This window comes from Paenibacillus sp. FSL M8-0228, from assembly GCF_038007385.1.
GTDB classification, from domain to species: Bacteria; Bacillota; Bacilli; order Paenibacillales; family Paenibacillaceae; genus Paenibacillus; species Paenibacillus polymyxa_D.
Map to the genome: position 1 here is coordinate 1,073,511 of NZ_JBBOXA010000001.1, position 12,552 is coordinate 1,086,062.

Consider the following 12,552-nt stretch of genomic DNA (forward strand, 5'->3'; position numbering starts at 1 on the left):
CGAGGGAGGGATTGAGATGGAAAGGGGTACACCGTTAATTGATATTGGTGTGAACTTGATGCATCGTTCGTTTCATGCAGATCGGGAACAGGTGGTAGAGAGAGCCGCGGCTGTAGGGATTTCACCGCTGATTATTACCGGGACCAGTGTCCGCAGCAGTCGGGAAGCTTCTCAGTATGCAGCGCGTTATCCGGGCAAGCTGTATGCGACAGCTGGCGTGCATCCCCATGATGCCAAAGACTGCAGTGCAGACACGATTCAGCAGCTCCGCCAGTTGGCGGGTCAGCCGCAGGTCGTATCCATAGGGGAATGCGGATTGGACTATAACCGTGATTTTTCGCCACGTGATGTGCAGCGCCGATGGTTTGGCGAGCAAATCCAACTGGCGGGTGAGCTGAAAATGCCGTTATTTCTGCATGAACGAGATGCACATGAGGACTTTGTCGCTATGCTTCGGGAGTATCAAGGGCTTGTCGATAAAGCGGTAGTGCATTGTTTTACCGGCACGGAACAGGAATTGCGTACGTATGTAGAAATGGGACTGTATATCGGAATCACCGGCTGGATTTGCGACGAACGGCGGGGGAAGCATCTGCGTGAACTGGTCAGAGATATTCCCTTGGACCGTCTGATGATTGAAACGGATGCTCCATTTTTGACCCCGCGTAATTTGCCTGTGAAGCCTAAAGAAGGGCGTAATGAGCCCATGTATCTCGCTCACATTGCTGCTACGATAGCCGAATGTACAGGTCGAAGCATGATGGAGATCGAAATCGCGACGACGGAAACGGCTAAACGTTTCTTCGGATTATAGGATTGTCAAAGCCATAGATGTGGTATATATTATAGTGAATTAAAAAGCATTGTCGGGAGCTTGAGAAAGTCAGGCTGAGAGGGTGGCCCTTGCCACTGACCGTGAAATCTGATCTGGGTAATGCCAGCGTAGAGAAACCAAGAACACTATACAGGAATGCCGCTTTTTTTTTGCGGTTGTCGATAGATTCAATGTATGTCCTAGCATTTTACCTTGATCCTGACTTGGCTGGGTATCAGTGTAGTAGTTTAGACTACTGGTTATATAAGGCATATCGACGAATGATGTTTTGTATGGTGCTTCACCTTTTACTGCGCATAAAGCTTGCCTGGAGATTCAGCTCCAGACAAGCTTTTTTTCATGGCCAAGAGGCCAACTATAAGGAAAAAGGGGAGCACGCAATAATGAATACTGCTGTAAGAGCGTCCAAAGGGTTGAAACTGACGGATATTTTGGTCACGATTGTGATCGCTGTTGTGTTCGGGTTGATCTACAAAATATGGGGACCTGCCTATGATTTGATGAAACCATTGGGTCTACACGCCGAGCAACTGATGTATGGCATGTGGTTTATGGCAGGTACGTTTGCTTATCTCATCATTCGCAAGCCGGGTGTTGCGATTTTGGCAGAGGTGGCAGCGGCAACGGTCAGTGCTTTTTTGGGAAGCGAATGGGGTATGTCCACCTTGTACTATGGCCTGCTGCAAGGCTTGGGAGCGGAGCTGTTTTTTGCGGCTTTTCTGTATCGGAACGCAAACCTGTGGGTTGCTTCGCTAGCTGCGGCTGGGGCGGCTGTCACTTCTCTGATTTTAGACTTCAGCTACGGGTATATTGATCAGCTATCGACTTGGAACTATGTTTTGTATATTGGATTTCGGATGATTGGCAGTATTGTGATTGCCGGGGTATTCGCGTTCTATCTGGCTAAGGCATTGGAGGTAACCGGAGTCACGCGAAGTTTGAGGCCTGCAACGGAACAAGATTATAAGGGGCTGGATTGATGAGCCGGGCAACCGAAGATGTGGTGGCTTCGATCACCCGGCTACGGTTGAAATTCCCCGGTGAGCAAGAGCTGCTTTTTCACAATATGTCTTTGTCTGTCCGCAAGGGGGAAAAGCTGCTGCTACTGGGACCGAGTGGATGCGGTAAATCAACACTGCTCCAAGTGTTAAGCGGTCTGATTCCACGCACGATAGAAGTGCCTATGAAATGCGATGCTGCTGTAATCCCAAGTGTCTCAGGTATTGTATTTCAAGATCCTGATACGCAGTTCTGTATGTCATATGCAGATGAGGAACTGGCTTTTGTGTTGGAAAATAATCAGGTTCCCCGGGAGCAGATGCGATCCCGTATTCGCGAGCTGCTGATACAGGTGGGTCTATCGACGGATGATATACATATGCCCATTGGCAGCATGTCACAGGGAATGAAGCAGCGGCTGGCGATTGCGTCTGTGCTGGCTATGGAGCCAGAAGTGCTTTTTCTGGATGAGCCCACGGCTTTGTTGGACGAGGAAGGCACTACACAGGTGTGGGATACCATTCGCAACATTTCGGTAGACCAGACACTGGTGATTGTGGAGCATAAAATTAATGAAATTGTCCATGATGTGGATCGGATTGTGGTGCTTTCTGCTCAAGGGGAGATCATTGCAGATGGAAGGGCCGAAGAAGTATTTCATGTGCACCGGCAGGCATTGTCCGAGTACGGCGTGTGGTATCCGGGAGTATGGAATGAATCGTCTTCGCCACGTTGGAGTGAAGCAGTGACGCAACAGAATGGTGCGGGGACTGATGTGCTGGAGTTGGAACATTTTAGCGGCCTCCGCGGTTTAAGTTCAGTGATTTACGTGGAGCATGCGCAGGTGAAGCCTGGCGACTGGATTGGCGTGGTTGGTGAAAACGGGGCTGGCAAAAGCTCGTTGCTGCTCTCCATGATGCGCTTACTTCGAACACAGGGGCGTTATAGCGTGTGCGGAATTGAGGTAGGCAGTACGGAACAACTGGCAGAGCGTATCGGGTTCGCGTTTCAAAATCCCGAGCTGCAATTCGTAGCACACACCGTACGAAAGGAACTAGAGTATTCGTTACCCAAGAGCTTGTTTAGTGCTGAACAGTGCCGGGAGCGGGTGAATCGGATGCTCGTACAGTTCGGACTGGAGCAGCTGGACGAGCGTCATCCGTATCAGCTTTCGTTGGGTCAAAAAAGGCGGTTGAGTATTGCTACGGCTATGATCCGTGAGCCGGAAGTGCTGCTGCTGGATGAACCGACTTTTGGGCAGGATGCGCGTAATACCTTTGTCATGCTGGATATGTTGGAGCAGCTGAGAACGGCAGGCACAGCCATTGTGATGGTCACGCATGACCCGGAAATTGTCCGTCGATATTGTACCGATATATGGCGGATTCAGAAAGGGGAACTACAGTATGAACCTGTCCTTTCCCCATCATAAAACATGGCTGCATCGCGTGAATCCGGGTCTAAAGCTCGTGATGTTTTCCATACTGTTTGTGGTCGTTATAGTCATCCATGATCCGAATGTCATGTTTAATGTTGCGTGTGCTATGCTGCTGCTGCTTATCTGGTCAGGCCATCCATGGAAGTGGCTGCTGCTGTATGGTTCTCCCTTTATATTGGTGTTTATTTCAACCTCAACAGGCATGATGATGTTTGGTAAAGGGATGACGACCTGGTGGACATGGGGCCTGATCCATATTACACAGGAAAGTTTTTATCGGGGCATGCATCTGGGCTTTCGTGCGCTGAGTATGGCTGCGGTGGGGTTGCTGTTTGGCTTAACGACTCGTCCGGTGGACCTTTTTTATTCACTGATGCAGCAATGGAAGCTCCCTCCGAAGTATGCATACAGCTTTTTGGCAGCCATGCGGTTGATGCCTATGATGGTGGAGGAATTCCAGGCATTGAGACAAGCCCACCGTATTCGAGGTTTACATCAGCATGTGTCCAAATGGAATATGTATGCCACGCTTCGCAGGTATGCGATTCCGCTACTCGCTCAAAGTATTCGGCGTGCTCAGCGCATTGCTATTGCTATGGAAGCCAAGGGTTTTACCAATGAAACCAAGCGAACGTATTATTATCCGATCGGCTATTCGGCTATAGATATTGTATTCATATTCTATTTTGTCGTCATGCTTACGCTGGCTTGGGGACTTGGGATTTGCTTTCCTTATGTAGGGGTGTGGGATGTACGTTAATTGTTGTCAAAAGGCTTTGCCCGTTTTCTGCTCTGTGGTATATTAATGCAATGGGAATTGACGGCTCGTACAGACCCGCCTGGGCTGGCGGGCTTATTACATTTTCCCTGAGAAATGGATCATCAGGAGGCCAGGTTTCATGATTACGCTGCATCAGGTAAACAAGCATTATACCACCTCAAGCGGCCAATTTCATGCGGTTCAATCCGTGTCCCTTCAAGTGGAGGAGGGGGAAATCCACGGTATTATAGGTGCCAGCGGTGCCGGTAAGTCTACCTTGCTCCGGTTGATGAATGTATTGGAAAGGCCGGATGAGGGAAACGTGGTTGTGAACGGGGAAGATCTGACTCGCATGCCGGAAAAACGTCTCCGTGAAGCGCGGCGATCCATAGGGATGATTTTCCAGCATTATCATCTTGTTCACAATCGGACGGTCAGTGGAAATGTAGCAATGCCGTTGGAGCTGTCAGGTGTCGCGAAAAAAGAGAGAGCAGAACGTGTGCGCGAATGCCTGCAATTCGTCGGTTTAGCTGATAAAGCAGAACAGTATCCGGCACAATTGAGCGGAGGCCAAAAGCAACGTGTAGCGATAGCCAGAGCGCTGGCGAATCGACCTGCGGTGCTGCTGTGTGATGAGCCGACCTCGGCGCTTGATCCGCAGACGACCGCGGATATTCTGGGCGTGTTACGGGAGATCAACCGTGAACTGGGAGTTACCATTGTAATTGTAACGCACGATATGGACGTGGTACGCAACATTTGTACCCATGTATCAGAAATGCGGGATGGACAGCTGCTTTCCACGCAACGTGTAGCTGACGCTGCGGTAGGTTCAACAGCGAAAGCAGGTGAAGCTGATGAATGAAATGCTGAGCATCATTGCGCAATATCAGTCTGAGATATGGAAAGCCATCGGAGAGACGTTTATCATGGTAGGGATTTCCATCGCAGCAGCTGTACTGTTAGGGCTTCCGGCAGGAACGATTTTGTATTTGTGCGGCAAAGGGCAAAAATATGAAAATCGACTGCTGTTCACCCTATTGAACAGTGTGGTCAATGTCATTCGCTCGTTCCCGTTTTTGCTGCTCGTCGTGTTTATGATTCCATTTACACGTCTGGTCGTAGGGACGGCGCTGGGTACGATGGCTGCTACGGTTCCCTTGTCAGTGGTGGCCATCGCCTATTATTCGAGGCTGGTGGAGCAATCATTGCTTGAGGTGCCGAAGGGTGTAATTGAAGCCGCTACTTCTATGGGGGCATCCACTCTTCAGCTTATCTTCAAATTTCTGTACGTGGAAGCTCGTTCTGGGCTTGTACTGGGTTTGACCACGTCCACCATTAGCTTCATCTCCTACTCCACGGTGATGGGCATTGTGGGCGGTGGCGGGGTAGGCGATTTTGCCATCCGCTACGGTTACCAGCGTTTTGAAACAGGCTTGATGGCGTTCACCATCGTCGTCATGATTATTTTCGTACAAACGATCCAGTTCACTGGAAGCACCATATCCCGCCGGATCGACAAGCGGTAAATGGTTTATGAATCTCTTCATTAACACTTGCACCGCCCACTATGGGAAATAAAAATGACTTTACAGTGCCTCCAAAGCGGAGCGGGCAGAATTGTTCTGGAGAAGCGTCAGCGATCGGAAGAACAATCTGCACGCGAAGCGGCTATGCTGTAACTCATTTTTATCTTCCCGATCACAACTAATTTTGGAGGTTCCACATCGAATGAGTCGGAAAAACAACATGAAAACGAACTTGAAATTACTTACACTATTTGCTGTCGTTATGCTACTGGTTGCCGGATGCGGTGGTCAAAAGCAGGCTGCACAAGAAACACAGTCCAAAGAAGCGACTTCCCAAAAAGAAGTGACCCTGAAAATAGCGACGCTCATCCCACCGATGACAGATGTGCTGGATATCGTGAAGCCGCTGCTTAAACAGGACGGAGTCAATCTGGAAATCGTCGTGCTTTCAGACAATATCCAACCGAACAACGCATTGGCAAGCCATGAAGTGGATGCTAACTTCTTTCAGCATGCTCCTTTTATGCAACAATATAATGAAAGCAACAAGTCTGATTTGGTAGCGATAAAACCAATTTACAACGCCATTTATGGTGCGTACTCCAAAAAATACAAGAACGTTAAAGACCTGCCCGAAGGTGCGACTATTGCCATTGCCAATGACCCGGCCAATACAGGACGTTCTTTGGTAATGATGGAGCAAAACGGTTTGATCAAGCTTAAAGAAGGCGTAGGCTATAATGCTACACAGGCTGATATTATTGAGAATAAGAAAAAGTTTGTGTTTAAAGAAGTGGATTTGTTGATGCTGGCGCGCTCACTGGATGATGTGGACATGGCTGCCATGTATCCCGCATATGCCAAGCCGCTCGGTCTGACACCCAAGAAGGACGCGCTGATTACCGAAAAAGACGATACGCACTTTGCCATTAATCTGGTAGCGCGTAAGGATAATGCAGATTCCGATGCCATTCAAAAGCTGGCAAAGCGAATGACCGGACCGGAAGTGCGTAAATTTTTTGAGGACAATTACAAGGATAGCGTTGTTCCAGCATTTTAATTAAATAAGTATTGAAACATTATTTATGATGATATTTGACCTGTATAATGGAGTGAAGTCTGTGAAGAGCAGATGGTCTCCCTTGTGCAGGTTTTTTTCTTTTTCATCCTTAATATGGATAAATTTCATCGAAATCAGGGTACAAAGTCTTATTTTTTAAGATTTTAGTGTATTACAGCATTATGAATTTTGGTCATAAAGGGTGATGGAGTAATGATAAGGAACCTATTAAAATAAATATACGAACAAACATTCGTTTTCGATTTCGTTAACGGTGTTTTAAATGGGTCAAAAAATTCAGCTGACAACGGGTCAAAAGCGTGAATAAAAAGGAAGGGGAACGACATGAAGCTGCTTGTAACTGTAAAAAGTCTGGGAAAACGCAAGCCCGCACTCGCACGACAGGAAATAGAACTGAGTCCTGCTCCAGAAACATTGCGAGATTTGATTACTGCAACCGTTGCTTTGAATGTTCAAAAGCTGCGGGATAAGCAGGAGAGTGTCGCGCTGATTCCATTCCTCACGGGAGAGGAAGTTGAGGCACAAGGCGAGATAGGCAAAGTAGGATTCGGTTCCGTATATAATGATGGTGTCCCGGATATTAAGGATGCTGTGAACACAGCGATGCAGGCTTTTGAAGATGGTTTATACAGAGTTTTTGTGTGTGACGAGGAAACTATTGAACTGGATGCTCCTTTGGCACTTAAGGATGGGAATGAAATTGTATTTATACGCTTCACAATGCTGGCTGGAGGCCTATGGTAGAGGGGGAAATGAAATATGCATCGAGAGAACAATGAGCAAGAATATTTCACCACACTGAAGGAGCGCGCGGCGCAACTGGAGGGACAACAACAGGAGTTGGCTCAGTATGTTGTGGAACTGAGTAAGCTTCATTACATACAGGAGAACGAGGAGCCATTTAACGAATGTCAGCGAATATTAAAAGAACGGGCGACAGAAAGCGGAGAACCGCTGTTTAAGCCACTGACAGAGGTATTGCGTGCTCTAATTGGACAAACAGCGGGCGATGTATTCGCACATCTAACAGAGCATGTGACTGAATATCCATACAGCACCGGGTATGCGCGAAAGCCGTTTCGTACTTCGGATATTACGGCCCATACTTCCCGGATTTATAAAAGAATGGTGCAGTTGATCCGAATGAACTGTATCGGATTCTCTATAATGGATTATTTAACGAAAAAAGATTATGAACCAGGTAGGGATTACCGGATTCAGGAAACGATTGGTGATTGGATTGCTTACGAGCTAGACAACGGCAATTCACAGGTGCTTGAGGCGCTAAAAGCTATTATTTATGGGGATAATCAGGCGGCGTTACTTACACGCAATATGATTAAAGGCATGCTCCTGAGTCATCAGGAGGAGAATTATCGCATGATCGGAGAGCTCCTGGCAGCTGCCAAACTCCAAGAGGGATTGCGCCAAAGTATTGTGGAACAAATGGATGAAGGAGCCCCGGAGGCTCTAATATATCTGTTAAAGTTGATCATTGACCAAGGCTTCATTCGTTACAGCTCGGTAGTGCGGGCGCTTGCAGTATGGACGGGAATGGGCTTGGAATCCGCCAATCAACGGGTCGTTCGCCAACTGATCGAGCAGGCATATGAAGCATTGACTCGTAGTGAACTGCGCCAGGAATGGCTGACCAGCTCAAATGCTAATGAAGTGTATATGAGTTTGTGGGCTACCGCAGTACATGAGGAACGTGATCTGTATGGACAGGTTCGGAAACTCATGGAGCAGGGAGCAACTTACCAGAAGATCGTAGCACTGTATGTACTGTCTAACAGTGACAACAAGGATGTGCGCCTCGGAATTGCGAGAGAATATCTGGATGAAACAGATCCGGAGCTTCAATATTGGATTCTGACGAACTATACAAGCAATTATTTTTATGAATGGATAGAAGGCGGGACCGTCGCGGATCGGATCGTTAAAGTGGTGCGCACTCCTTTGCTGGAGAGCAAAGAGGAGCGGCGTAAGGATTTTGAACGACTTCATAACCTGTTTGTACATATAAAAAAGGGTGAGTCCACCGAGCCCTCCAAGGTGCTAGATTTTGTAAATCTGTATCACCGCTCAGATGCACCTATTCAAAAAATGCTATATCTCGCTGGCTATGATATGGACGCTTCTTGGATTGGGGAAATCATAGCCTTAAAGGAACAGATTAGCCCTAATCTGCGTGGCGAACTGTTGAACCATTTTGTGCAAAATCCTGAGGATACGGTACAGCGTGATTTTATTTTTTCCAGTTTGTCGGACAAAAGTATGAGTATCCGTGAGTTCGCTGTGGCCAAGGCGCGTAAGCTGACGCTGTCGGAACCAGAAATGCAACAAATGGAAGCCTTACTAAAGCTCAAGACGGGCTCATTGCGACAAAGTGTCATTGGTGTGTTGCTCTCACAATCGGAAGAGCCGCTCGCTGGCTCATTGGAACGCTTGCTGCGTGCTAAGGCGGAGCTGCAACGATTGGGTGGACTGGAGGTATTGACGAAGATATATGCAGATCCGGATCGTGCCGAACAGTATGAAAACCTGCGGGCTTTGGCCGATATCATTCAGCAACCTACCGCCAAAGAGGAGCAACTGCTGTCCAAACTGGGACAGGAGGATGCTTATACAGGGTCTAACGGTTTTGGCCTGTACGATCCGAATGTCAAGGAAGCTTGGTTGGAAGAGAAAGTGGATCTGGGTGATTTTAGATTGGCCGATGTTTTTGTTAGTCCATTGGAGAAGCTCAAGCAGTTTTTGACTGGACTGGATGAGCTTGTTCATCATCATCGTGATGTGGAATATACAGCGGAATATTATTCAGGCTACAAAGATACATTGCTTATTGGGACGAACCTTCGTCCTCTACGGCTGGTTCAGGTCGATGAAGAAGTAGATTCCAGGCTGTCTTTATATCCTCTTTACGAGGAGTGGGACCGTTATTTGCAGGAAAGCGGCATAGAAGCACGTGAACTGCTGGAGCTTGTTTTTTATGACCGATTGGAGCCTATGGACCGAACGCTGGATCGCTACTATCGATACTTTTCTTTTAAAATGGACTATTCAGAGCTAAGCAAGCACAAGCTGCTGGAAGGATGGCGTAAAGACTTCGCTGAGCAAATGTATCCTGTGGATCGGATTAACGAGGTTCAAAGATGGATGGCAGAGCTGACCTACTCCGATCAGGTAAGCACATTAGTTAATGCTTATTTTATGGACACATCCGGTGACCAAACATTTGACGTAATTGACCTTGCTTTAAATTCACTAATGCAGTGCGTGCCTAAGGACAGACCAGCAGAGGATTTGGGAATGCTCCATCTATTGTCCAGCCCGTGGGTGGCGCTGGAGAAGGGGCAGGTTCATGATAATGAGTCCTTTAAGCGCTTTTTCCATACTTTTGTGAACTACGCAGAACTGCCAGGAGCGGAAAATCGTTTTTATTCTCCGCTGGATCTGGAGGATTATTTCAAAGCCTATGAAAAAGGGTTGATCGGTGTAGGGGAAGTATATCGGGAACTGCTGGCCGGTAGTGAAAGCAGAAGACATATGAGTACCTTAACCAATGCCCGCAATACATGGATTTCTAGCAACCCGGAATTTTTGGAGATACGCCGTACGGTTATTGATCGACTGTTAGAGGTTGAATTGGTTCGAGGCGATTTGCCTACCGAGGCTACGCCAAAGGTTATGGGCTTGAACCGAATTGAAGGCATGGATTATTTTATCCGTATTCTGGAGGGTCTCGACAAGGAAACATTCGTGCGTGGTTATGTGTACGGTTACGGTGATCGTATTACCAAAAAGGAATCGTTCAGTCACTTGCTCAAGGCATGTTATCCGAGTGAGGGCGAGGATGCCACGTTGCTCAAGGAAAAGTTAAAGGACACTAAAATTACAGATAAACGTCTGCTGGAGGCGGCAATGTATGCCCCGCAGTGGATTGAGATTGTAGCGGGTTATCTCGGATGGGAAGGACTTCGCAGTGCGGCATGGTATTTCCATGCACATATCAATGAAGGTTTTTCGGCCGAGAAGGAAACGATTGTAGCTCATTACTCGCCGATTGCTCCGCAAGATTTTAATGATGGTGCCTTCGATATTCACTGGTTTCATGAGGCTTACGAGACGTTGGGCGAGGAACGTTTTGATCTGCTGTACGATTGTGCCAAGTATATTTCGGCTGGAGCCAATCATCGTCGATCCCAGTTGTTTGCGGATGCGACGCTGGGTAAGCTCAAACGGAGTGAAATGGAAAAATCAGTGGAAGACAAGCGAAACAAAGACCATTTGCTGACCTACAGTTTGATTCCACTTGCTCAGCCACCTGAACCAGATGTACGCGAACGTTATGATTTTATCCAAAGGTTTCTGGAACAAAGCAAAAAATTTGGGGCACAGCGTAAGGCTAGTGAGGCACTCGTTTCACGAATTGCACTCGGGAATTTGGCACGTAACGCAGGTTATGATGACGTAACCCGTCTTGTCTGGGACATGGAGGCTCGCAAGCTGGATGATCTCCGGTCTTATTTCGAGCCACATGCTTTGGACGAGGCTACAACGGTGCAGCTCGTCATTGATGATGAAGGAGCGGCAGATATTGAAATTGTAAGCAAAGGCAAGACGCTGAAATCCATTCCGGCTCGTTTCAAGAAGGATGAGTATATTACGGCATTGAAGGAGCTTAAAGGAGATCTGGTGGATCAGTATCGCAGAGCTCGGAAGGAATTGGAGCGCTCTATGGAGTCTGGCACGACCTTTATGGTGAAGGAATTGAGAGGATTGCTGGGTAATCCTGTGCTTGCTCCGTTGGTGCGGACACTGGTTTTCAAGGCTGGCGAGCACCTCGGATATTTTAATGGGGATACGTTGGTGTTGACTGATCCTTCTGCTGAACAGCATTCTATAGGAGAAGAGGATAAGCTGATTATCGCTCACCCCCTTCACTTGTTCGAAAGTGGCCGTTGGAGCGACTTCCAGAAGGACTTATTCGACCGTCAGATACGCCAGCCATTTAAGCAGGTGTTCCGTGAGCTGTACCTGCTGAATGCTGATGAACGTGCCAACGCGACCGTTTCCCGTCGATATGCGGGACACCAGGTACAGCCGAATAAGACGGTATCCCTATTGAAAGGTCGCCAATGGACGGTCAGCTATGAGGATGGGCTCCAGAAGGTGTACTATGCTGAGAATCTGATTGCCAACCTGTATGCCATGGCGGACTGGTTCTCACCAGCAGATACCGAGGCTCCTACGCTGGAGACCGTGCAGTTCTTTGATCGGACAACGTATAAGAGCGTACCGTTGGACGAAGTTCCTCCTGTTCTGTTCTCCGAAGTTATGCGGGACGTGGATCTGGTTGTCAGTGTTGCCCATGTAGGCGGCGTTGATCCAGAGGCCAGTCTGACGACGATTGAAATGCGTAGGGTCATTGTGCAGGAATCACTTCGCCTGCTGAAAATTAGCAATGTACGCGTGGATGGGAATTATGCACGTGTAGATGGGACTCTTGGCGAATATGCTGTGCATTTGGGAAGCGGGGGTGTCTATAAGCAAGCGAAGGGAGCGCTGCATATTATTCCGGTGCATTCGCAGCATCGTGGACGCATCTTCCTGCCGTTTCTGGACGAAGACCCAAGAACAGCCGAGATTTTATCCAAAATAGTGTTGTTGGCCGAGGATCAGAAGATCAAGGACCCGCAAATTCTTACACAGCTTCAAGCGTAGAATAGAATTCTGATGTATATAGATTTATAATGAACTCAACGTTCGCATCTAGACAATGGTTTCAAATCCTCGACTGTGTAGGTGGAAACTTAGTTTAGTTGCGGAGGTTGAGTTATTTAATATTGAGCGTTTATCAAGCACGAATAAGGAGATATGGGTAATATTTTAGGTTCTGTGGTTTGA

Annotated in this window: 9 protein-coding genes and 1 riboswitch; all 9 genes read left to right on the top strand. The window is 47.7% G+C overall.

From position 1 onward, the window contains the following. The first annotated feature begins 16 nt into the window (after positions 1 to 16). The 9 genes from MKY98_RS04905 (at position 17) to MKY98_RS04945 (ending at position 12,369) form a co-directional block, all read left to right on the top strand. Positions 17 to 814 (top strand): TatD family hydrolase, encoded by a 798-nt coding sequence (locus MKY98_RS04905; protein WP_029517590.1) that lies wholly within the window; start codon positions 17 to 19, stop codon positions 812 to 814. A 43-nt stretch (positions 815 to 857) separates the two neighbouring features. Continuing rightward, a riboswitch (TPP riboswitch) is annotated at positions 858 to 967 on the top strand. 251 nt (positions 968 to 1,218) lie between these two features. Continuing rightward, positions 1,219 to 1,815, top strand: a complete 597-nt coding sequence (locus tag MKY98_RS04910) for an ECF transporter S component (RefSeq protein ID WP_029517589.1) — start codon at positions 1,219 to 1,221, stop codon at positions 1,813 to 1,815. Further along, on the top strand, positions 1,815 to 3,266 hold the full coding sequence (locus tag MKY98_RS04915; RefSeq protein ID WP_069012917.1) for an ABC transporter ATP-binding protein: 1,452 nt from the start codon (positions 1,815 to 1,817) through the stop codon (positions 3,264 to 3,266). The genes MKY98_RS04910 and MKY98_RS04915 overlap by 1 nt, the downstream gene beginning before the upstream one ends. Then, entirely contained in the window at positions 3,241 to 4,032 is a 792-nt protein-coding gene (locus tag MKY98_RS04920) for an energy-coupling factor transporter transmembrane component T family protein (RefSeq protein ID WP_069012918.1), read from the top strand. Before MKY98_RS04915 ends, MKY98_RS04920 begins: the two co-directional genes overlap by 26 nt. A gap of 139 nt (positions 4,033 to 4,171) precedes the next feature. After that, positions 4,172 to 4,897 (top strand): methionine ABC transporter ATP-binding protein, encoded by a 726-nt coding sequence (locus MKY98_RS04925; RefSeq protein WP_069012919.1) that lies wholly within the window; start codon positions 4,172 to 4,174, stop codon positions 4,895 to 4,897. After that, positions 4,890 to 5,561 (top strand): methionine ABC transporter permease, encoded by a 672-nt coding sequence (locus MKY98_RS04930; protein WP_013308947.1) that lies wholly within the window; start codon positions 4,890 to 4,892, stop codon positions 5,559 to 5,561. Before MKY98_RS04925 ends, MKY98_RS04930 begins: the two co-directional genes overlap by 8 nt. A gap of 202 nt (positions 5,562 to 5,763) precedes the next feature. After that, positions 5,764 to 6,621: a MetQ/NlpA family ABC transporter substrate-binding protein gene (locus MKY98_RS04935; RefSeq protein ID WP_029517585.1), complete on the top strand. Its 858-nt coding sequence runs from the start codon at positions 5,764 to 5,766 to the stop codon at positions 6,619 to 6,621. A gap of 345 nt (positions 6,622 to 6,966) precedes the next feature. After that, positions 6,967 to 7,386 carry a hypothetical protein gene (locus MKY98_RS04940; RefSeq protein ID WP_069012920.1) on the top strand — a complete coding sequence of 140 codons (420 nt, stop codon included), beginning with the start codon at positions 6,967 to 6,969 and terminating at the stop codon, positions 7,384 to 7,386. A 15-nt stretch (positions 7,387 to 7,401) separates the two neighbouring features. Continuing rightward, positions 7,402 to 12,369: a DUF4132 domain-containing protein gene (locus MKY98_RS04945; protein WP_069012921.1), complete on the top strand. Its 4,968-nt coding sequence runs from the start codon at positions 7,402 to 7,404 to the stop codon at positions 12,367 to 12,369. The last annotated feature ends 183 nt before the right edge of the window (positions 12,370 to 12,552 follow it).

What these genes read in the sequence shown, in the direction of transcription:
- MKY98_RS04905 (WP_029517590.1), top strand. Translation starts at nt 17, where the DNA reads ATGGAAAGGGGTACACCGTTAATTGATATTGGTGTGAACTTGATGCAT.
- MKY98_RS04910 (WP_029517589.1), top strand. Translation starts at nt 1,219, where the DNA reads ATGAATACTGCTGTAAGAGCGTCCAAAGGGTTGAAACTGACGGATATT.
- MKY98_RS04915 (WP_069012917.1), top strand. Translation starts at nt 1,815, where the DNA reads ATGAGCCGGGCAACCGAAGATGTGGTGGCTTCGATCACCCGGCTACGG.
- MKY98_RS04920 (WP_069012918.1), top strand. Translation starts at nt 3,241, where the DNA reads ATGAACCTGTCCTTTCCCCATCATAAAACATGGCTGCATCGCGTGAAT.
- MKY98_RS04925 (WP_069012919.1), top strand. Translation starts at nt 4,172, where the DNA reads ATGATTACGCTGCATCAGGTAAACAAGCATTATACCACCTCAAGCGGC.
- MKY98_RS04930 (WP_013308947.1), top strand. Translation starts at nt 4,890, where the DNA reads ATGAATGAAATGCTGAGCATCATTGCGCAATATCAGTCTGAGATATGG.
- MKY98_RS04935 (WP_029517585.1), top strand. Translation starts at nt 5,764, where the DNA reads ATGAGTCGGAAAAACAACATGAAAACGAACTTGAAATTACTTACACTA.
- MKY98_RS04940 (WP_069012920.1), top strand. Translation starts at nt 6,967, where the DNA reads ATGAAGCTGCTTGTAACTGTAAAAAGTCTGGGAAAACGCAAGCCCGCA.
- MKY98_RS04945 (WP_069012921.1), top strand. Translation starts at nt 7,402, where the DNA reads ATGCATCGAGAGAACAATGAGCAAGAATATTTCACCACACTGAAGGAG.